The sequence below is a fragment of the Pseudomonas sp. LBUM1644 genome (assembly GCF_059716195.1).
The window spans coordinates 2,517,879-2,539,658 of record NZ_CP166812.1; the positions used below are offsets into that span (position 1 = coordinate 2,517,879).

A 21,780-nucleotide genomic window follows, 5' to 3' on the forward strand; every position below is an offset into this window, starting at 1 on the left:
CAGGCATCATTGCGCACCTCCTTAGGGAGGGCAGTTTTTGCCGCAGCGTTTAATCACCCAAACCTTCAGTCCGCAAGCGAACCACTGTGGCCTCGCAGGCCTCCTCGACAGAACCACGGTCGAGAAACAGAAACACTACCCCGGCAGTCAGGGTAGTAATAGTGGTCAGTACCAGCAGCAACGTATTGAACGCTGCACCATAACTTTGGGCCAGCCTACCAGAGAGTGCATTCGGCAGGAGCTGTGAAGCGGCGGCCACATCCCCGGCAATCATGTGTTGGGCGGCATTTGCAGTGTCAGTGATGGCTTGAGGGATCAGCGAATCGAGGTGATGCGCGGTCAGAGCCGACAGCAGCGCCGTGACCAAGGCCAACGCAATGCCTTCACCCGCGACTCGGGTCGTGCTGAATATTCCGGTGGCCATACCGGCTCGCTCCTTGGGCACCACACTGACGGCCAGACCATCCATCAGGCCCCAAGGGAAACTGATGCCAACCCCGATCGCCAGCATCGGCCAGGCCAATTGGTCTGCGGTGCTTCCCAATGGCAGATGACTGAGCCAGTAAAGTCCGCCTGCCGAGACCAGCAAACCTGTACCACACAGTGTAGAGGGTGAGAGCCAGCGGGTGAGGTAACCCGCCATAACAGGAAGAACCAGCAAAGGGCCGGACAGCGCAATCATCAGGAGACCGGCATCCATCTCGCTCATGCCTTCAATCCCGACGAATCGGACGGGCAGCAACACCAGGAGCACGACGAATGCATAGGCAGGCGCTGCGGCCAGTAGCTGGACACCGACAAATCGTGGGAAGCGAAAGAGCGTCAGGTCGAGCATCGGTTGCGCGACTCGACGTTCAATCATGATGAAAGCAGTGAATAAGAACAGCGCCAAGCCAAACAATGTCAGCACCAACCGATCACCCAAACCATTTTCCGGCACTTTGAGAATGGCAAACGTAAACACACCCAAGCCCACCGTGAAGGTGATCGCGCCAGCCCAGTCAATGCCGACAGCAGCCGGGTTGCGCGATTCTTCCATGTACCGTGCGGCAAGCAGCAATGCCGCGACTGCCAGCACGGTGATCATCCAGAAAATCACATGCCAGCCGAAGGCTTCAATGATCAGCCCGGCTGCGATGGGGCCGAATGCAAGCCCGATACCGAAACTGCTGCCGACAAAGCTGAAAGCGCGAATCCTCGCGGGGCCATCAAACACCTGTGCCAGCGCTGACATGCCGCCGGAAAACACCGCCGCAGCGGCCACGCCTTGCACAGCGCGCATCCCGTCGAACACCACCATGTTGGAGACGATGGTCAATGCCGCTGAAGACAACGCAAAGCCAATCACGCCGCCGAGAAAAACCCGCTTGCGACCAAAACTATCCGACAGCGCGCCGGCCAGCATCAGCAGGCTGCCGAACGTCAGCATGAAGGCGTTAGTGATCCAGTTGACCTCCAAGGGCGTTGCATGCAAATCCCGTCCGATGGCGGGTAGTGCGATGGCGGCGGCGGTGAAATTGAGCGGCATGGTGATGGCCGCTATACAGACGGCCAGAAGAACCACCGCTCGCTCAAAGGCGCCGTAAGTATGAGGCTTCATAGAGTGTGATCCTGGAGTTGGGAGGGACAGGGCGCCAGGAACGGAGTTTGGCTATTGCCCTGTACGGTCTGAATGTTTGAGAATCATAATTCGTCGCTAGTTATGCTTAAAACGATGATTTATCCGTTCATAGCGGAAACAAACGCTCGAATGCGAGGGGAAGATGGATCGAATTACCGGGCTTCTGCCTTTCGTTAAAACCGCCGAACTCGGCAGTTTCGTAGCTGCTGGTCGAGCCCTCGGTTTATCAGCATCTGCCGTTGGTAAAAGCGTGACGCGTCTGGAGCAGCAAGTCGGGGTTCGGCTGTTTCAACGCACCACTCGCAGCCTGAGCCTGACCGATGATGGCCGTCAGTTTCACGAGCGCTGCCGACGTATTCTCGAAGACTTCGAGGACGCCCAGGCTGCGTTGAGTCATTCAACCGAAGTCCCCCGAGGACGTTTGCGAATCACGCTGCCCATTGCCAGCTATCAACTGTTCCGGGCGGCATTCCTGGACTTCATGTCGTGTTATCCGGACATCGAAATGGAGATCGACTTCAGCGATCAGATGGTCGACTTGATCAACGAAGGAATGGATATCGCGATTCGCGGCGGTGAGCTTCCCGACTCACTATTGATGCGCCGCTCTTTGCCCCCGGTGCAGTTGCTGGTGTGTGCTTCGCCGCTCTATCTCGAACGGCACGGTGTACCTCAGGTACCACATGATCTGGCTGATCATGCAGGGGTCAGGTTTCGCTACTTTCAAAACGGGAAACTCCAGGACTGGCCACTGCGGCGCAAGGCAGGGGATGTAGAGCTTCGTACCCGCACGACCCTCGTCTGTAACAACATGGATATGGTCCACGGTGCGTTGAGCCACGGATTCGGAGTGGGCGTGATTCCGGACTTCCTGGCACGTGAGGCGCTGGCGGACGGATCGCTGCGGTGTATTTTGCTGGATCACCTGGCGCCACCCAACCCCATGAGTATGGTCTGGCCCTCCAGTCGACACCTTTCCCGAAAAATTCGGGTGTTTGTCGATTTCATCAGCGCTCGCCTTGCGCAGGAAATGTCGACGGTCACGGCTTCCATCTCAGAGAGTATCAAGCGCTCAACGGCCGACACGACATCGGCGATTGAGAGCGCTAGCAGTTGAAGGACTAGCGCCTGGTCAGCAACGTCACGGCGATTACAGCTACCGCGATCAGGCACGATGCCCCTCCCAAATGAAGGGTACCGATGATGCCCTGCGCATCGAAAACCCTGCCTCCGATCAGGGCGCCGAGGGAGATGGCCAACTGGAAAAATGTGACCAGCATGGCCTGGCCCGACTCATGCGCCAGCGGCAAAGCTTCCAGCATCCATCCGGTCATCGATAAGGGCACCAGGCCAAATGCTGCGCCCCACACCAGGCTCGCCATGCCCGCAGGAATCAGGCCGCCATCGAGCCATCCATCGCCGACCAGCACCGAGGTGAACAGCACGCCGGCGATCACTGTCGCCGCCAGGAGGGCGACAGCCTGGGCATTCCTCGCGATGAGGCTGCCTGCGACCAATGTTCCGACGAAACCTGCCGTCCCGTAGATCAGCAAAATGCTGACCACCGCGTCCCCTGTCAGACCGAACAATTGCTGGAACATGGGCCGCAAGTAGGTGTATCCCGCAAAGTGGCCGGCGACCACAAAAAACGTGACCACCAACCCCAACCGCGCGCTCTGGCGAGTGAAAGGCTGAAGCAGGTCACGAACGCTGATTGCCCGCGCCGCTGGCAGGGCCGGCAGCACTCGCCATTGCAAGACCAGCACCGCACCCGCCAACACCGCAGAGACCGCAAAAGCGACCCGCCAGCCAGCAAAGTTGCCCAGCCGCGCCCCCGCCGGCACGCCAGCAACCGTAGCCACCGAGATGCCCGCGAGGATGTAAGACATCGCCTTGGGCTGCATCGCGCTGGGCACCAGATGCCCGGTCGCACTCGGTGCGAAGGTCCAGAATCCGCCCACGCACAGACCCAGCAACACGCGAGCGAAGAGCATGCTCGCGAAGTTTGGAGCCAGTGCGGCGAGCACATTCGACAGCACCAGCAGCGCCGATAAAACCAGCAGCACTGCTCGGCGATCAAGACGACCTGAGGCCGTCAAAAGCGCTGGACCTGCCAGTGCGGCGGTCACCCCCGGAAGCGTTACCATCAACCCCGCCGTTCCCTCACTGACCTTCAGACTGGAGGCAATGTTGGTCAGCAAGCCAACCGGAAGAAACTCGCAAGTGACCGAGGCGAATGTACTGATTGCTAACGATCCCACCGCCAGCCATGCCGGCGCAGCCACTGATGTTTCGGCACCGATTTGATTCTCCGCTGTACTCATTTCATGGCTCCGATCAGGCCGTTGCCTCGAGGACTTTGGCGTGGTGCTCGGAGTAGTCCAGATAGCTCTCAAGGCCGCCCTGATAGAAATAGTCTACGCAAGGGGCGGTCAGTGGATATCCGTGGCGCATGCGTTTCTTCAAGTGCAAATCGCACAGCGTGAAGGGCTCGAACAGAAGGTTGGACATTCAAGGAATCTCGGGTAATCAAAGCAGAGCGCGGTGAACAGGCCGCTTGGAAAATCAAAAAGACTCAGGCCTGTCGGTAAGGCTTCAACGCCTTGCGAAGCTCTTCGACGAAGGAGCCAGGTTTTTCCAGGGCCGCAAAATGTCCACCGGCCGAAACTTCATTCCAGTAGGTCAATTTGGCGTAGGTTTGATCGCCCCAGCTCTTCGGTGGCGTGAAAATGTCGCCTTTGAAAATACTCACGGCGACCGGGCCTGCCAGTTCAAAGCGGACGAAGTCTTTGTTGAAGCTTTCCTTGTAAAGACGAGCGGACGATGCAGCGGTGTCTGTCACCCAGTACAGCATGATGTTGTCGAGCATCTTGTCGACTGCGATGGCGTCGGCAGGGTCGCCTTTGTTATCGGTCCAGGCTTGAAACTTTTCATAGATCCACATCGCCTGCCCAATCGGCGAGTCAGCCAGTCCGTAGCCGAGTGTTTGCGGCCGCGAGCCTTGTATGGACGCATAGCCGGAGAGGTCGGCACCGTAATGAATGAGTTGATCCAGCGCTGCCTGCTCGGCAGGGGTGTAACCGCCAGCGCCCGGTGGTGGCGGCGGGAACAGAATCGGCAGATTCAGGTGGATAGCAGCCAGACCTTGTGGCTGCTGCTTTGACATCCAGCTCGCAACACCTGCTCCCAGATCTCCGCCCTGTGCAACGTAATGGGCGTAACCGAGCCGTTTCATCAGCACGTCCCACGCCTGAGCAATGCGAGGCAGGCCCCAGCCGGCGGTTGTCGGTTTGTCGGAAAAACCATAACCGGGCATCGATGGAATCACCACATGAAACGCATCGGCTGCCGTCCCACCGTGGGCGGTCGGATTGACCAATGGATCAATGGCATCGAGGAACTCGACAACCGAGCCAGGCCAGCCGTGAGTCAGGATCATCGGCAATGCATTGGCGTGCCGTGACTTCACATGAATGAAGTGGATGCCCAGACCGTCGATACTGGTGCGGAATTGAGGGAACGCATTGAGTCGCTTTTCCAGCCGAGTCATGTCGTACTGGCGTCGCCAGTAATCGGTGAGAGCCTTGGCTTTGACCAGCGGAACCCCTTGGCTCCAATCTGCGGTAGTGCCTGCATCCGGCCAACGGGCGGCAGTCAGGCGATGGCGCAAATCGACAATAACGGAAGGGTCCAGCTTGACGGCGAACGGCGTGATTGCGTTGCCCAACGGAATGTTTTCAGTAGTTGACGCATTGACCGTGAGGGGCAGGCCGCTAGCCGCCAGCGCGAGACCGGAGGCCGCACCTGCGAGCAGGTGGCGTCGGGACAGTGTGAAACCGGGAAGATCGTTGTTTGCTTCTGGCATTGCCTGAATCCTGTGGAGACTGCGGAGGGGAGGCTGCCACGAAGGCAGCCGGGGGCTCATGCCGTTAGGCGCCGTAACCACCATCCACACTGAATACACTGCCGTTAACAAAGCTTGCCGATGGGCTCACCAGGAAGGCCACGGCGGCGGCGATCTCATCGGGCCGGCCAAAGCGACCCAGTGCATTGGCACCTTTCTGCCAACCGGAAAACGGGCCGTCTTCCGGGTTCATATCGGTGTTGATAGAGCCCACGCGGATGATGTTCACAGTGATGCCCATAGGGCCCAGTTCACGGGCGGCACCTTTTGAGTAACCTTCGATGGCTGCTTTGGTCGCGGCATAATCCGCCAACCCCGGGACGCCCACGAGCGAGGCGAGTCCGGAGGACATCGACACAATGCGCCCGCCGTCAGTCATCACTCGGGACGCTTCACGGATACCAGTGATGACACCGCTCAAGTTGATGGCAACTTGACGGTCGAAACGGTCGGTCTCCAGAGTTTCGATAATTGATCCTGTCTCGAAAACGCCGGCGTTGTTGACGAGGATGTCCAGTTTGCCAAATGTCGACACCACGTTACTGATCAGCGCGACGACTTGGGCTTCATCGGCTTGATCGGCCTTGAAAGCTTTGGCTTTTCCACCTGCCGCTTCGATGGTGCTAACCACTTCCTGGGCCTTTTGCGCGTTGGCGGTGTAGCTGATAGCAACCGTTGCACCCAGTTCGGCAAGTTGCTTGGCCACCGCTGCGCCAATGCCCCGCGCACCGCCAGTGACCAGTGCGACCTTGCCTTGCAGATTCAAAAGTGTGTTTGTCATCGTCGTAACCTCAAAGAATGATTGGTTACCTGAATAGTTCTTCAGGTTTGGGATCACTCTATCGGGGCGAGGTATTTCGAGAAGTCAGCTAAACAGGGAATCACTGTCCATGGAGATGGACAGTGATTTTCGATTGCGGAGTTCAAGAGCGCGATCTCGAAAAGAAAAAAAGCTTTGCTGATTTTTTCATTGAGCTGGTAGATTCTCCTTAATAATAGTGATCGCTATCAATTGACTTGATAGTCCAACGGTAATGGTGAGGTCTTTCAACATGTCAGTCTCAAATGTCAGCAATGCAGCCGCTTCATACTCTCCACCTGTCTCGTCTACTGCCAAGCCAACACCCCTGACAACCGACGTAATTACAAACGCTGAAAGTCCAGCGGACGTTGTCAGCGATCCGTCTCCATCCACAATTGTGACCCTAAGTGAAGCGGCGAAAAATCCTGCTTCTCAGGTTGATGCAGAAAAATTTCCAGGCCTGGCAGCTTATGCCCGAGGTGAAAAAAACATCACGCTTACCGTTGAGGAAGGGAATGAGGGCGTGCGTCTGGGTCTCATTAAAGTTGGAACGGACAAAAGCTCCATGCCGCTTAGCGAGGCTTGGGCTCCACAGCTTTTCGTTCAAGCAGGGGGCGGCAGCAAGGAACTCGATCTCAGCCATTTCGTGAAGCAGCTGAACCGCGCTGGCGTTAGCGACGCCAAGGCCCAGATCATGTTCAAGGCCTTTGACAAGTCTGGTGATGGCAGCCTTTCGCTTGATGAGTACTACGCAGGCATCAAAGCGGGCGGAAGCCAGTACACCGAGCTGTTCCAGCGACTCATCGACACCTACACCCGCAACAAGGACGGCAGTGCAAACGACAGCGCTACCGATCAATTCCTGGCCCAGGGGTTGGCCGTCGCCACAGCATTCTGGTCACGCCACAGAGTCTGATTCACCGTTTCATATCGCGATCTATTCCACCCTCGCACGCGCGATGGATGTCCCCGAACAGGCGCGGGAAATGCTGGCTCAATCTCTGGCCTCAATCCAACAACGCATCAAGCCCCGGGGCTTGATGTCCACTCCTTTCGCTTTCCAGTTGACGACTGAATTGCCTTCTTGTCTCACATTGAAAAAGAGTTATTCATGAACGATCTGATAGAGCTGTATGGCGCTAACACAGGTAACAGTTTCCGGGCAGCAATCGCACTGGAAGAGGCCGGCATTGCCTACACCGCCAGAAAGGTGGATCTATGGGCCCATGAGCAGCGCGATATGCCGTACAAGGCGCTCAACCCGGCCGGTAAAGTCCCGACGCTGGTCGACCATACGCAGACGCCAACGCTGATCATCAATCAGTCGAACGCGATCATCCAATACGCCGATGCCAAAGCTCCAGGTCAGCTCGCACCACTTTTGCCCGGCCCAGAAACTGTCAGAGTCTTTGATCGCTACTTCTTTTTCGTGACTGACGTCATCGCTCCTAGCCACGCCGCATTCTTCCTGCGTCAAACGGGATTGGACGATGCCGCCGCTGTGATAGACAAGCGCGTCATTGAGCAGCTCATTTTTGCGGAAAGTTTTCTGACGGAGGAGTTCATGGCTGGAGATCGTTTCTCTATGGCGGATATTTCTGCATTCACGATTGCTTCATCTGTTCGCGACCGTTTGGACTGGAAGAGCCATCCACGGCTGTCAGACTGGTTTCACGCCATCGAAGCCAGGCCAGCCGTCCAGCGGGGCTTGAGCGCCTTTCAGTAGGTAGGAAGAGCAAACGTTTCTCGGTCGGGAAAGTAAGTCGCCAAGATTGTTCGTCAGAGTATTAGTCATCCCTTCTGTCGTGTGGTGTGTAGCCTCCGAAGCTGACGTTGCATTTGCCGACAGGTAGATGAATTCAGAGTGTGGCCGTAATTAAATGCAAATTGGCACAAAAAGCACGCAAACACCTGAACAGGATTCTTCGGTCCTCGTTACCCTGATTTCATTGGGTGCCGAGCATGGAACCCAATAGGGCTCCTGGATTCACGTGATGCTTGATCTTGAAGCTTCTCACCAGGTCTTTACCACCTATCACCAACGATAGAGCTAACTGAGCGGTAAGGATGACCGTAAATTTGCGGGAGAAGCACAAGATGAACACGAAAAAACTGAAGCACATTCTTGCCGGTTTAACGCTGTCTTTTGGCGCTGTGCATTCGAACGCCGAAGAGGCCAAAAAAGTCGATGTGCTGCTTATCGGTGGCGGCATCATGAGCGCAACCTTGGGCGTGTGGCTGAATGAATTGGAGCCCGGGCTCTCGATGGAGATGGTCGAACGCCTCGACGGTGTCGCCCTGGAAAGCTCCAATGGCTGGAACAACGCGGGTACAGGTCATTCGGCATTGGCCGAGTTGAATTACACACCGCAAGACGAGAACGGAAAAGTCACGATCTCCAAGGCCGTTGAAGTCAATGAAGGCTTCCAGTTGACCCGGCAATTCTGGGCCTGGCAGGTTAGGCAAGGCGTGCTGAAGAACCCGCGTTCGTTCATCAATTCCACCCCGCACATGAGCTTCGTCTGGGGCGATGCCAACGCCAGCTTTCTGAAAAAGCGTTATGAGGCGTTGCAGGCTAGCCCGCTGTTTCGCGGCATGCAGTACTCCGAAGACCCGGCGGTGATCAAAAATTGGGTTCCGCTCATGATGGAAGGGCGTGATCCGAAGCAAAAAATTGCGGCCACGTGGAACCCCAATGGCACCGATGTCAATTTCGGAGAAGTGACCCGCCAACTGGTCGGTTACCTGCAAACCTCGCCGACATTTGCCCTGAAGCTGTCAAGCGAAGTGCAGGACATCACCCGAAATAAGGACGGTAGTTGGCGCGTCAGCTACAAAAACCTCAAAGACGGGAGCGAAAACGTAACCGATGCCAAGTTCCTGTTCATCGGTGCGGGTGGTGGCGCGCTGAAGCTGTTGCAGAAATCGGGTATTCCCGAGGCCAGGGAATATGCGGGCTTTCCAGTGGGCGGCTCATTTCTGGTGACAGAAAACCCGGCCATCACCGAGCGGCATCTGGCCAAAGCCTACGGCCAGGCATCGGTGGGGGCGCCGCCCATGTCGGTTCCGCATCTGGATACCCGTGTACTGGACGGCAAGCGCCTGATCCTGTTCGGGCCATTCGCAACCTTCAGTACCAAGTTTCTCAAGCAGGGCTCCTTTCTAGACCTGCTGAGTACTACCACGATAGACAATGTGTGGCCGATGACTCGCGTCGGCATCAAACAATATCCACTGGTCGAGTACCTCGCTGGCCAACTGATGCTGTCGGACGAGGATCGTCTCAATGCACTGAAAGAATACTTCCCCAACGCCCAAGCCGAAGACTGGCATCTGTGGCAAGCAGGCCAGCGCGTGCAGGTGATCAAGCGTGACGAAGCGGCCGGTGGCGTCCTGAAACTGGGTACAGAGATTGTTACATCCCAGGACGGCACCATTGCCGGTTTGCTAGGTGCCTCTCCAGGCGCGTCGACCGCGGTACCCATCATGGTGAGCTTGCTGCAGAAAGTCTTCAAAGACAAAGTCGCAACGCCCGCCTGGCAGGAGAAACTGCACCAGATTCTCCCGAGCTACGGTACCCAACTTAACGACGACCCGGCAAAAGTGGCTGAGGAATGGGCCTATACCGCCAAGATACTTGAACTGATGCCCCCACCGGCGATCAGTCAGTTCGCTACGCCGATTGCTGAAAAGGAGGAGGGTAAGCCGATGCAGGAAAAGGCACCGGCTGACATGGCTTTATGATCATTCGGAATGCTTGGCATCGCTGACTTAGAGACAAAAGCCCGCTGGACGTTAACGGTCAGCGGGCTTTTTAATGGGTCGAGAGAAGGTAGAGTTTCGATGGGCACGCTGATCAAGCCTAACTGCAAATGCCTGCTTCTGGCTGTGACAAAACGCGGGCCAGTCTTGAAGACTGCGTTGCTACGTAGTCCGGGGCCGAGCGGCCAATTGCGAGCGGGGCGTCAAGACGGCCAAGGCAATCGCCACGATAAAGAGCGCCGGCACGTCACCTGCCAGGTGCCCCATTTGTTCCGGCTGGGTCACCGCCTGGACAGCCATGATTCCTCCGTGTACGGCGCTAGACCACACGGTGAACCAGATCAGGCTCAGATTGGCTAATGGATCACGTGCGGCCAGGATCAAGAACACGCCAAGTGTTGCGTAGATGCCAACGATCATCATCGGGTAGTCCGAGTGACCGACGTGCCAGGCCCAGCCGGACGACCAGAACAACATAAGTGGGTAGAGAGCAAGGCACGCCAAGCCAGCCAAAACTAGAACGACGCGCAGAGGTGATCTACTACAGTCATGGCAGATTCCTCTTTGGGCCTAACTCTAAATTGACCCCGAGTGGGGTGATGACACCTTCACGGGCTTGGTGGATACCATTCCTTGTTTTGTCGTCTAGCCCTGACCAGACCGGGCATTGTGACAGTCGGGTGTCCGCTGAAGGGGTTTATACACCTTGGACGGAAAGCCCAATCTGCTCGATTAGTTCCTGCAGTAGACCAATCATAGCTACTCATTTGCTATCGCTCTGTCCACTGGCTGCTTCTGGCCGATTGCTGTCTGTCGCGACTGGCCGCAAAACAACCCACAGCGGCCATGGCTTACACCACTAATTGATAGGCAGACTTTGCAGGTCGGTGGAACCAGCGTTCCCCATTAATTACGTATTCGAGCGGCGATCTAAGCAGGAGGGATGAAGGAACCCTGAGATCCAGTAAACAGGCCTATTGAAGCTGTCAGCGCTTCAATATTCCGTTGAGAGTTTGAATCACAAAAATGTGAGTTCACTCTGTCGAAGGTTGGAAACCTTTAACGAACAACCTCGCAGCTTGCTCAACCACCACGCGTTCGTCATCGATAAGCTCTGACAAGATGGGCGAAACTCGACGGTCCACAATTAGGTGAGCGAGACCATGGCTAAGGCCTAACAGTGAGGTGGTGGCCTGCCTGGCATCCACGTGCGTGATGTCGAAATCCGTAATCATCTCTGCCACTTTTGTTGCTAAAGCCTCAAACGCCTCAGTTGAAGCCGCAACCAATTCCGGATACTCGTTCTTGCGCTGCACCGCGGTGCCGTACATCAGGCGAAACAGCTCTGGCTTTTCTCGTGCGAACCGCACGTAGCCAGCACACAAGCCACGGACTCGTCGCTCCAGCGACTGGTTTTCGATAGTGGCAGTCTTCAAAACATTTGCCGACCGTCGAAATCCTTCAGTTGCGAGGGCAGCTAGAAGAGCGTTTTTGTCCCCAAAATGGTGATACGGAGCAGTCTGGGAAACGCCTAATTGGCGAGCTAGCAAACGCTGGCTTAAGTCGGCGGCTCCGTACTCCTCCAGCAGAGCCAACCCCCCCTCGATAAGGGCTTCCCTCAGATTCCCGTGATGATAAGAAGGCTTCCGCTCCTGCTTGGAGCTTGCTTTCAGAGTTGCCGGGGAGTCCGCTGAGTTCATCATTTAGTCACCTGTTTGAATACCTCGATTCTGATTCGCGCTTAGGTGAAACGCAACCTCACTCGCCCAAAAGCTAATCTTGACACTGAACAAATTGGATGGTCTTATCACTGTCAAGATTGCTCTGCATCGAGCATTCAGCAACCGCAACTCTCTCCACCAGGTATTAGCGATGACGACTTATCAAGATATCGTGTACGAAAAGATCGGCCCTGTTGCACGTCTGTGGCACAACCGACCAGAAATGAGAAATGCCGAGAACACTCAGCTTCTTGAGGAGCTGAATAGCGCTCTTGCAGCGGCGGAAGCTGATAGTGAGGTGCGTGTAATTGTGCTGGCGGGTAAGGGGGGGCATTTCTCTGCTGGCCATGACCTGAAAGAAGGACGCGCACTTCGCGCAAATTTCAGTGTTGAAGAGCGCTGGGCCTATGAGGACCAGTACTACCTAACCTACTGCTTGAACATCTTGAATTGCCACAAGCCCACCATTGCGCAGGTCGACGGCGCGTGCATCGCTGGCGGTTTTATGGTCGCGAACATGTGCGATCTGATGGTCGCGTCTGAAAATGCATTCTTCGCTGATCCGGTCGTACATACGATGGCGGTATCGGCAGTAGAAGTGCTGATCCACCCGTGGGTGCTGGGATCCCGCAAGGCTAAGGAAATGCTGTTTACTGGGCAGCGTATGACAGCAGCTGATGCTTTGGCCGCTGGAATGGTGAACCGGGTCGTGCCGGTTGTTGAGCTGGATGATGCAGTATTGGAATTGGCGAATCAGATCGCCCAGGCGCCGGCATTTGCGCTGAAGGTACTCAAAAAATCTATCAATCGTACTTACGACATCATGGGGCGTGAGCAGGCGCTACGTGCGCATTTCGACTCCCATATGCTTAGCCACTTCAGCGAGGAAGCCAAGGAGTTCAAGGCCAGCGGGAAGACTCACTCTATTCGGCGGGATGCGAACGGGCATCCAATTAATGTTTGAGGCGTAGTCCCATGAATAACAAATCTTGGATCAAATATTATCCTTCGGGTGCTATGGAACCGTTGGATGTATCGAACAAAAAATTGACCGAGCTTTTGGAAAACGCGACTAGAAAATATCGTGACCGTACCGCGCTCACCTCGCCTACAGGCAGCTGGACGTTTGAGCGCTTAGAGGCAGAATCTCAGCTCATGACCGAGCTGTTCAAGATCGCAGGAGTCGCCGCCGGTGATCGGATCGCAATTTACCTGCCGAATCTGCCGGAATATGTCGCTACGCTTTTTGCCACCTGGTTAGCTGGTGGAATTGTCGTGCAGGTGAATGCTGCATATGTCGCGGCAGAAGTCGTGCGTATCCTTGATCACTCGGGGACGTCATTACTAGTCACGACCCCGGAACAGATGGCCAAACTTCGCGACAGCGGTAAGGAAATTAAATGCGCAGTCTGCTTGGTTGGGGAAGGCGCCCCGGCAGTAATTTCCCACGCCACAGATGACAATCTGTCTGGGTTAGATTTCCCAGATGTGAGTTCCGACATTGCGGTGCTGCAATACACCGGCGGTACGACCGGGCTGCCCAAGGCTGTAATGCTCACTCATGAAAACATCCTGTCCAACATCGAGCAGCGGCTGCGTTTGACTTTCAAGGTTCTGGAAGTTCCACCAGAGGCGAAGGTCGTCAACACCTTGCCCATGTGTCACGTATTCGGCCTAACGTGCGTAACACTCATGAGCGTGGCGATGGGCATGAATCAGTTGATAGTGCCGAGATTTCACTCGCGAGCAGTTCTTGAATTGATTAGAGAGACCAAGCCTTTCGCTTTCTTTGGTGTTCCTACGATGTATGCGGCGTTTCTGCGCGAACCAGATCTGGAAACGTTCGGTTTGGATCACGTATCGATTTTCAATTCAGCGGGTGCGCAAATGCCACCCGCTCATCTCGCACAATTTGAATTGCGATCTGGTTCAAAAGTACTTGATGGGTTTGGAATGAGTGAATCTTCGCCCACCACTCATACCAATCCTCCGTTTTTACAACGACGAAATGGAAGCGCCGGAATCCCTGTGCCTTTCACTCAAGCCAGGATCGTCTCGACGATCAGTGGAGAGCTTGTTGACGTTCCTCCAGGCGAGAGCGGTGAGCTTGCCATCAAAGGCCCGCAAATAATGAAAGGCTATTGGCGGGAGCCAGGTCTCACCGCTCAAGCGCTCAGGGATGGCTGGCTCCTTACAGGCGATATCGCCAAGATTGATGAGGATGGCTATCTCTACGTGGTGGGCCGCCTCAAAGAAGTAATTGTAGCCAGTGGCTACAACATTTACCCAGCTGAAATTGAACGGGTTATTGGGCAGATCGAAGGCGTCGCTGAGGTGGCCGTAATTGGTATCCCTGATGATTATCGAGGCGAGACAGTTAAAGCCGTGGTAGTTGTCAATCAAGGAGCTAACCTCGACAAAGACTTTTTAATTGAACGATGCCGAGCTGAACTTGCACCGTTCAAGGTGCCAACGGTTGTGGAAGTTATTGCAATGCTGCCACGAACAGCGGTGGGGAAAATAGATAAGCAGCAGCTACTTTCATCACATACTCAGCCTAATGCGGAGATAAGCGCATGATCATCGATGATGTGGATTTGAACAGCGACTCGCGGACCGTAACTCGGCACAAAGTTGGCCATTTGCTTTTAATTGGTCTGAACAGAGTTAACAAGCGGAATGCATTCGATGTTGATATGCGTGAGCAACTTGCGCTTGCCTACGGTGAAATGGAGCGGGATGAGGAAATACGCTGCGGTGTGCTCTATGCACATGGAGAACATTTTACGGGTGGTCTCGACCTTGCCCAGGTAAGCGACGCGCTACAAGGCGGCAACGGCGGAATACCGGAAGGGGGGGTTGATTGGAGAGGATTCTTCACCGCTCCGCGAACAAAACCCGTGGTTTGCGCGCTCCAGGGCTGGTGCCTCACCCTGGGGATTGAGATTGCTTTGGCCACCGATATTCGCGTCGCCGCTGAAGACACCAAATTTTCCCAAATGGAGGTTTCCCGGGGGATCTATCCATTCGGCGGCGCGACAATCCGTTTTCCTAGGGAGGTGGGCTGGGGCAACGCGATGCGCTGGATCTTGACCGGCGACACCTTTGACGTGCGGGAAGCGCTGCGGATCGGGTTGGTTCAAGAAGTAACGTCCGTTAATGGCCAGCTCCTGCGTGCCATTGAAATTGCTAAGACTATCTCGGCTCAAGCACCGCTGGGTGTCCAAACTGCACTGAAATCAGCAACGCGTGCCGTGCGGGAGGGGGAAATCTCCGCGTCGAAACAGTTGGTTCCAGATTTGGTTGCGCTCCTATCATCTGAAGATGCCGTAGAAGGCCGCAAATCATTCGTAGATCGTCGACCAGCAAACTTTACCGGACGATGACGATCTGGATTTTCCACTTTTAAAAAAGCTATAAGCGGTTCAGCAAGGTATGCGACCAGTGCGTATATCTACTAGAAGTTAATGCGCTGTTGAACCGGACTATTCGCGAAATATAAGTCACTCGGCCTGGATGTGCTGCATTCGGCCAACCTATTGACTCGCCCGCGATAAGTGATTCCGAACAAGGCTCACCAAGCAAAGAGACAATCACGAGTACAATAAAAACAAGAATTGGAGACGCGTTTCATGGGCATTAGCATAGAAACATCGCAAGCGGATCTGGCGAACACAATGCGGTTCGAAAACTACAAACGCCGAGCGTGGTCGGTCACTCTTATGGTTGTTATGTTTGCAACCATCAACTGGGCGGACAAAGCAATCATCGGAATTGTAGCTCGTGCGCTCCAAGAGGATTTGGGCCTGACGGCATCTCAAATAGGCTATACCGGCAGCGCGTTCTTCTTTTTGTTCAGTATCAGCGGCGCGGCAGTTGGATTTCTCGGTGACCGTTTTCAGGTTCGCTGGATTCTTCTGACTCTCGCTTTGTTGTGGGGCTTGATACAGCTACCGATCCTAATTTCGGGGACATTCACTGTACTGCTGATTTCTCGTATCTTGCTCGGTGCAGCGGAAGGACCAGCCACGGCGATGGCCAACACGGCCGTCTTTCAATGGTTTCCTCCTGAGAAGCGTAGTTTCCCTTCCGCTCTCGTGACTTCAGGGTCGTCGCTCGCAAAGATCGCTGTCGCTCCAATTCTCGCGCTCATACTCGCTGCCTGGGGATGGCGAGCGTGTTTTATTGTCATGGGGGCAGTCAGCGTTCTCTGGTGCGTCTTCTGGCTGATGATCGCCAAAGAAGGTCCGTACGCGCGCAAGAGTCGAACCACCGCTGCCGTGCCAGGACAGGCCGCAGACGTTGTCGCCGAGCGAGTCCCTCTGAGGAAGATTTTGCTGACGCCTTCATTTCTCGGCGCGCTTTTTGGAACGTTCACGGTATACGCATTGGTGGCTGCCTCGATAACGTGGATCCCGTCCTATCTGGAAGCGGGCCTCGGTTATTCAAGGCTGCACTCGGGCCTTATGTTCGGGCTTCCTAGCATCGCCTCTCTAATCATGATGTTCGGATCAACGTTCATTGCTGATCGCTTATCAAGCCGCAATCACAGCGCTCGCGTCACCCGCGCCTTGACGACCGCAGGTTTCCTGTTGATCGGCGGGTTAACACTTTGCAGTTTGCCGTTTATCCAAACACCCTATCTAGTTGTGGGCGTCCTGATCTTTGGTTACGGGTGCGCTAGCGTGGCGTTGCCAATGATGAACGCTGTTATTTCTCAAATAACACCTGCTCGACAGTTGGCGAGTACATTGGGGATTTTCTTGGCCTTGCAGAATGTCTCGGGACTTATCGCGCCTTCAATGGTGGGGATATTGGTGGACCACGCCGCTAACCCCTTGGCCGGCTATTCCTTCGCTTATCAAATTTTAGGTATCGCATTGGTCGTAGGCGGTTTAGCGGTGGGGATTTTTGTTCATCCCGAGCGAGACGCTGAGCGCCTCAAAAGCTTTATTAAAACGTAGGGAGCGTTAGCGCCGATTATCGAGGCGAGTCCTAAGCTCACGTGTTCCGCTATTTCGATACGCATTTAGACTTCCAATCGAGTGGAGAACTTCGATGTCCAGTTATGCTGCACCGGTAGACGACTATAACTTCCTTCTGAATAACGTATTGGATTATGCGGGCTTGGTGCTGTCGCTTCCAGGTTATGAAGATTTTACGCCCGAACTCATCGAAGCAATCATCTCGGAGGGTGCACGTCTCGCAGAAAACGAACTGGCACCGCTCAACCGTAGCGGTGATGAAGAAGGATGTGTTTGGGATAACGGCCAAGTACGTACGCCTACGGGATTTAAGGCCGCGTTTGATCTTTATCGAGAAGGCGGGTGGACGGGACTGGTGGCAGCGCATGAGTACGGGGGGCAGGGATTACCTCACGTGATTGGCCTGATCATTCGCGAGATCACCAGTGCGGCGAATAGCTCTTTCGGTACCTACGCGGGCTTAACCCAGGGCGCATACCAAGCGATTTACTCTCACGGTTCTAAAGAACTGAAGGAAACGTTTTTGCCCCGACTTGTGAACGGCAGTTGGACGGGGACCATGTGCCTTACTGAACCACATTGCGGTTCGGATCTGGGGTTGCTCAAAACTCGTGCTGAGCTGAATGATTCTGGCTCCTATAAAATTACTGGAACCAAAATTTTCGTGACCGGGGGCGAGCATGACCTCTCCCAAAATATTGTCCATCTCGTCCTCGCTCGGCTACCCGATGGGCCACCGGGTGTTAAAGGCATTTCGCTATTCGCTGTACCTAAGTTGATACCAACCGCCGAAGGGATTTGGTCACAGTGCAACAACGTCGTTTGCACGGGCATCGAACATAAAATGGGGATGCGGGCTTCTGCGACCGCGAGCCTAGCTTTTGAAGGTGCGGAAGGGTGGCTGATTGGGCAGCCACATCGGGGCATGAAAGCGATGTTTACGATGATGAATGGCGCACGTTTGGGTGTTTCGGTACAAGCGGTTAGCTTGGCTGAAGCGGCAGCTCAAAAAGCTACGGAATATGCGACTGAGAGGGTTCAAGGTCGTGAACCCGGTCAACCGGCTGGTAGCAACCCCATAGCGATCATTAACCATCCGGACGTTCGTAGGAATCTTCTGATTGGCAAATCATTCGTAGAAGGTGCCCGAGCACTTTGGATGTGGGCTGGTATTCACCTTGATCGCCGTCACCACCATCCTGACTTGGAGGTGAGGGCTGAATGTGAAGACCTTCTGGCCTTGCTGACGCCAGTTCTGAAAGCATTTTTCAGCGATCAGTCTTTCGAAGCGACGAATGCGGCGGTACAGGTATTTGGCGGGCATGGTTACATCAGAGAAACTGGCGTTGAGCAGTTCGTCAGAGATGGGCGAATCATTTCGCTTTATGAAGGTACGAACGGTATCCAGGGACTCGATCTTATCCATCGCAAGATACAGATGAACGATGGTAAGACGGTGAATAGTTTCTTTGATTTAATCGACAAAGAAATAAATGGTCTCTCGGAGGTTCGTACGGACTTAGCTGAGTTGCTAGGCAACGCCCTCAGATACTTGCGGAGTGCAACGCGTTACGTCACGTCAAATGCTCAGACTGATGAGCATTTGAATGGCGCCGCCAGTCACCACTATTTGCAACTGTTCGGGCTCGTTTCGATGGGATTTGCATGGGCGAAAGTAGTTCGCGCTTCGTTGCAACTAACCAACGCCGAAAATTTCCGGATGGCTCAAGCAAAGGTGAAGACAGGTAACTTCTTCTTCAAACAAACACTGCCGAAGTCAGAATATCATTTCAAAGTGATTAGCACTTCGAGTCAGGTCACGATGGATATGTCCAATGACGAGTTTTTGTTTGTCTGAGTGAGGGCGATACGAGAGGATTGTGGATGACCTCTCATGTTGTCTGTTTTGTGATTACGTGACGATATATAGATTCCGTCCTTGGAATTAAATAAGGAGCGGGTGGCGTCTGCATGTCATCTGCTTTCACATTTTTCAATACGGCTGTCCCATCAAAAACAATAAAAGAGGCAGAAATATGAATCGCAGCATTTTGGTAAGCGGAATGGTTTTCGCAGGTAGCGCGCTGTCATCTTCCTATGCGAATGCAGATTTTTTGAAGGATACAAAGGCATCACTCGATACGCGAAATTTTTATATGAATCGAGACTTTCGCCAAGATAATGCCCCGCAGTCTAAGGCGGAGGAGTGGGCGCAAGGATTCCTGTTGCGATATGAGTCCGGGTTTACGGCAGGCACAGTCGGCTTCGGATTTGATGCTTTGGGGCAAGTAGGTGTAAAGCTGGATTCTAGCCCAGACAGGTCCGGTACTGGGTTGCTCCTGCGTGATCGTGAGTCCCCACGCAGGGCCCAAGATGAATACGGCGAATTGGGCGTCACCGCTAAGATGCGAGTTTCTAAAACCGTGTTGAAGGTAGGCACTTTGACTCCAAAGTTGCCGCTACTTCAGGCGAACGATTCGAGGTTGCTGCCGCAAACTTTTAGGGGGGGGCAGCTTAATTCGTTGGAATTGCTCGGTCTAACTGTGGATGCCGGACGGCTCACAAAGGTAAATCAACGGGATTCCACAGACTACGAAGATATCAGTATCTCAACCGTCGGCGTAAAGAACTTCAAACCTCGACAGCTTGCCAGTGATAATTTTGACTTCGCGAACTTTAGCTATAAATGGACAGATCAGTTAACTACTGGGTATGGTTATGGCCGCTTAGACAATGTTTACGATCAACATGTTTTTACGTTGAACCACGTGGCGCCGTTGTCCGGAGGAAGCACCCTTAAGAGTGATATCCGGTTCGCACGTTCCACCGAATTAAGCTCCAGCCAGGTTGATAACCGTGCGTTGGAAGCGATGTTTACCTATACGCTGGGCTCACAGGCTTTTGGCTTGGGCTATCAGCGCATGAGTGGAGACAGCGGTTACGCTTATATAAGTGGTACAGATGCATTCCTGGTGAACTTTGTACAGGTTAATGATTTTGGCAACGTTTCTGAGCGTTCTTGGCAAGCGAGATATGACTATAACTTCGCTGCGATGGGCGTGCCTGGGCTGACGTTCATGACCCGCTATCTGACCGGGGACAACATCGACCTAGGACCGAATCGTCCGGAAGGGAAGGAGTGGGAGCGTGATACGGATATCGCCTACGTGATTCAGGGCGGACCTCTGAAAAACGTCGGTATTAAATGGCGCAACGCGACAGTCCGCTCGACCAATTTCGGTAGTGACATCGACGAGAATCGATTAATCCTCAGTTATTCCATTCCCCTCTGAATCGCTGGAACCGGCCGTTACGCAACGGCCGAATATTTTCAGCTTGGTGTTGCCTTGGTAAGCCTATGATCGAATATTCAAGCCTCAGTGCGCTGTTCGCTCCGTTTTCTCTAAATTCGACAGCCATTTGAAAGACTGCTTGTGGGCGGTTAACGGCCCCGAATTGAACGTCCGCTCTTGGCTGTGGATTCAACTGCTGCCCAAGCATCAACGCGAACAGGTCACCTAGCGGCCCTTTTAAAACTAGGGCGCTAACACATACTCATGAAAAATCTGCGAACCATGCTCTTCATCAGCTCTGCTGGTAAATCCCATACCAACGGCCAGGCCATGCATTGCCTCGTTACCTGACGAATCCATTGACGAGATTTTGCTGAAGCCTTGACGAGTGGCGGTGTCCATCAAATGTTGTAACAGCGCAGTGGCGACCCCTCGTCGTTGCCAGCGGTCGCGAACAGCAACGGCGAACTCGCAATGAGCATCGCCTTCGTACGCCCCATAACGCGCAGTACCCACTTCAATGAGCTGACTGCCTTCGTATGCCAGTGCAAGGTAGGCCATGCGATTGTGCAGGTTGATGTCCATGAGCTGTTCATGGGGTTCGACCAGATTGCTGAACGAGGCCAGAAAATGAAAATGCGGTTTGCCTTTGCCGAGCTCGTTGAAAAAGGCCAGATCCCGGTCTCGATCCGTTTCTGCCAGTTCACGAATCAGTAGGGGCGTACCGTCGGCCAAGGATTCCACCCAGTATTCGCTGGTCAGCCCATCGGTTTCATCCTTGAAACGATTGTTGATGCTTGCGTCATAAGACATGCGATGAACTCCAGCTCATTAATGGGACTGCTCATTCACCCTAGTCTTATGCGAGGTGAGCTGGAGCACTATCCGCTCGCTGACAGGTTTAAGGGACAGCCGGTATTGCCGCCGGCAAACCATTCGAACGCATCACTCGTCCTGACGACGGGTGTAATGCAACAGCCGATCGGTTTCGGTCTTGACCACCATGTAGCACTCGCAGCTGAGCCGTTCAAGGCGTGCTCTATCCAGAACCGTGATCTGGCCTCGGCTGTACTCGATGACGCCTTGACGCTGCAGTTTGCCGGCCGCTTCCGTGACGCCCTCGCGGCGCACGCCCAGCATGTTGGCGATCAGCTCCTGGGTCATGTTCAGGTGATTGCCGTGCAGGCGATCCAGCGACAACAGCAGCCAGCGACACAATTGCTGATCGATTGAATGATGACGATTGCAGAGGGCGGTCTGTGACATCTGCGTGATCAGCGCCTGGGTGTAGCGCAACATCAGCAGGAGCAGATCACCATGACGGTTGAACTCTTTCTTGAGCTTTTGCCCGGGCAGGCGAAACGCACCACCGGCACTTTGTACCACCGCCCGACTGGAGGTGCTTTCGCCGCCCATGAACAGCGCAATGCCGATCAAACCTTCGTTTCCGACCACGGCGATTTCTGCTGACGAACCGTTTTCCGTGACATGCAGCAGGGAAACGATGGCGTCGGTCGGAAAGTAAACGTGCCGCAAGGTGTCCCCCGGTTCATATAGCACATCGCCCAGCGCCAGACTGACCTGCTCCAGGTCCGGAGCAAGACGCTGGAGGTCGACGGCCGGGAGTGCCGCCAGTAAATGATTGTGGCTTGGATTGGGCGAGGCATGCATGACAGAGCATCCGTGGCGGAA

General features: G+C 54.5%; 19 protein-coding genes. 10 read left to right on the plus strand and 9 right to left on the minus strand.

What is annotated here, in order from left to right; all coding sequences use genetic code 11:
• Positions 1-49: 49 nt before the first annotated feature.
• Positions 50-1,600: an MFS transporter gene (locus ACA052_RS11380; RefSeq protein ID WP_497649747.1), complete on the minus strand. Its 1,551-nt coding sequence runs from the start codon at positions 1,598-1,600 to the stop codon at positions 50-52.
• Positions 1,601-1,763: 163 nt separating this feature from the next.
• On the opposite strand from ACA052_RS11380, the gene ACA052_RS11385 reads away from it, so the two are divergent.
• The gene (locus ACA052_RS11385) at positions 1,764-2,738 is read left to right on the plus strand and encodes a LysR family transcriptional regulator (RefSeq protein WP_497649748.1); all 975 of its coding nucleotides are present in this window, start codon (positions 1,764-1,766) and stop codon (positions 2,736-2,738) included.
• Positions 2,739-2,742: 4 nt separating this feature from the next.
• Here ACA052_RS11385 and ACA052_RS11390 read toward each other — a convergent pair whose 3' ends face one another.
• From ACA052_RS11390 to ACA052_RS11405, 4 genes are all read right to left on the minus strand, one after another.
• Complete coding sequence (locus tag ACA052_RS11390; protein ID WP_497649749.1) at positions 2,743-3,945, minus strand: MFS transporter; 1,203 nt, start codon at positions 3,943-3,945, stop codon at positions 2,743-2,745.
• A 13-nt stretch (positions 3,946-3,958) separates the two neighbouring features.
• Positions 3,959-4,132 carry a hypothetical protein gene (locus tag ACA052_RS11395; RefSeq protein WP_497649750.1) on the minus strand — a complete coding sequence of 58 codons (174 nt, stop codon included), beginning with the start codon at positions 4,130-4,132 and terminating at the stop codon, positions 3,959-3,961.
• A 64-nt stretch (positions 4,133-4,196) separates the two neighbouring features.
• Positions 4,197-5,486: an epoxide hydrolase family protein gene (locus ACA052_RS11400; RefSeq protein WP_497649751.1), complete on the minus strand. Its 1,290-nt coding sequence runs from the start codon at positions 5,484-5,486 to the stop codon at positions 4,197-4,199.
• 64 nt (positions 5,487-5,550) lie between these two features.
• Positions 5,551-6,306: an SDR family NAD(P)-dependent oxidoreductase gene (locus ACA052_RS11405; RefSeq protein ID WP_497649752.1), complete on the minus strand. Its 756-nt coding sequence runs from the start codon at positions 6,304-6,306 to the stop codon at positions 5,551-5,553.
• A 271-nt stretch (positions 6,307-6,577) separates the two neighbouring features.
• On the opposite strand from ACA052_RS11405, the gene ACA052_RS11410 reads away from it, so the two are divergent.
• The 3 genes from ACA052_RS11410 (at position 6,578) to mqo (ending at position 10,071) form a co-directional block, all read left to right on the plus strand.
• Positions 6,578-7,243, plus strand: coding sequence for an EF-hand domain-containing protein (locus ACA052_RS11410; protein ID WP_497649753.1), 666 nt, complete (start codon positions 6,578-6,580; stop codon positions 7,241-7,243).
• Positions 7,244-7,438: 195 nt separating this feature from the next.
• Positions 7,439-8,053 (plus strand): glutathione S-transferase family protein, encoded by a 615-nt coding sequence (locus ACA052_RS11415; protein ID WP_497649754.1) that lies wholly within the window; start codon positions 7,439-7,441, stop codon positions 8,051-8,053.
• Positions 8,054-8,424: 371 nt separating this feature from the next.
• Positions 8,425-10,071 (plus strand): malate dehydrogenase (quinone), encoded by a 1,647-nt coding sequence (gene mqo, locus ACA052_RS11420; protein WP_497649755.1) that lies wholly within the window; start codon positions 8,425-8,427, stop codon positions 10,069-10,071.
• A gap of 180 nt (positions 10,072-10,251) precedes the next feature.
• Here the strand turns inward: mqo and ACA052_RS11425 are convergent, their stop codons facing one another.
• Both ACA052_RS11425 and ACA052_RS11430 read right to left on the minus strand, forming a co-directional pair.
• Positions 10,252-10,647: a DUF6632 domain-containing protein gene (locus tag ACA052_RS11425; protein ID WP_497650306.1), complete on the minus strand. Its 396-nt coding sequence runs from the start codon at positions 10,645-10,647 to the stop codon at positions 10,252-10,254.
• A gap of 476 nt (positions 10,648-11,123) precedes the next feature.
• Complete coding sequence (locus ACA052_RS11430) at positions 11,124-11,792, minus strand: TetR/AcrR family transcriptional regulator (RefSeq protein ID WP_497649756.1); 669 nt, start codon at positions 11,790-11,792, stop codon at positions 11,124-11,126.
• 76 nt (positions 11,793-11,868) lie between these two features.
• On the opposite strand from ACA052_RS11430, the gene ACA052_RS11435 reads away from it, so the two are divergent.
• The 6 genes from ACA052_RS11435 (at position 11,869) to ACA052_RS11460 (ending at position 20,088) form a co-directional block, all read left to right on the plus strand.
• Positions 11,869-12,774, plus strand: a complete 906-nt coding sequence (locus ACA052_RS11435) for an enoyl-CoA hydratase (RefSeq protein ID WP_497649757.1) — start codon at positions 11,869-11,871, stop codon at positions 12,772-12,774.
• 11 nt (positions 12,775-12,785) lie between these two features.
• Complete coding sequence (locus ACA052_RS11440; protein WP_497649758.1) at positions 12,786-14,390, plus strand: AMP-binding protein; 1,605 nt, start codon at positions 12,786-12,788, stop codon at positions 14,388-14,390.
• Positions 14,387-15,196 carry a crotonase/enoyl-CoA hydratase family protein gene (locus ACA052_RS11445; protein WP_497649759.1) on the plus strand — a complete coding sequence of 270 codons (810 nt, stop codon included), beginning with the start codon at positions 14,387-14,389 and terminating at the stop codon, positions 15,194-15,196. The genes ACA052_RS11440 and ACA052_RS11445 overlap by 4 nt, the downstream gene beginning before the upstream one ends.
• 246 nt (positions 15,197-15,442) lie before the next feature.
• A complete protein-coding gene (locus ACA052_RS11450) occupies positions 15,443-16,774 on the plus strand; it encodes an MFS transporter (protein WP_497649760.1) in 1,332 nt (443 codons plus the stop codon).
• 94 nt (positions 16,775-16,868) lie between these two features.
• Positions 16,869-18,653: an acyl-CoA dehydrogenase C-terminal domain-containing protein gene (locus tag ACA052_RS11455; RefSeq protein ID WP_497649761.1), complete on the plus strand. Its 1,785-nt coding sequence runs from the start codon at positions 16,869-16,871 to the stop codon at positions 18,651-18,653.
• Positions 18,654-18,831: 178 nt separating this feature from the next.
• Complete coding sequence (locus ACA052_RS11460; protein WP_497649762.1) at positions 18,832-20,088, plus strand: OprD family porin; 1,257 nt, start codon at positions 18,832-18,834, stop codon at positions 20,086-20,088.
• A gap of 243 nt (positions 20,089-20,331) precedes the next feature.
• Here ACA052_RS11460 and ACA052_RS11465 read toward each other — a convergent pair whose 3' ends face one another.
• Complete coding sequence (locus ACA052_RS11465; protein WP_497649763.1) at positions 20,332-20,901, minus strand: GNAT family N-acetyltransferase; 570 nt, start codon at positions 20,899-20,901, stop codon at positions 20,332-20,334.
• A gap of 132 nt (positions 20,902-21,033) precedes the next feature.
• The gene (locus ACA052_RS11470) at positions 21,034-21,759 is read right to left on the minus strand and encodes a Crp/Fnr family transcriptional regulator (RefSeq protein WP_497649764.1); all 726 of its coding nucleotides are present in this window, start codon (positions 21,757-21,759) and stop codon (positions 21,034-21,036) included.
• Positions 21,760-21,780: the final 21 nt, after the last annotated feature.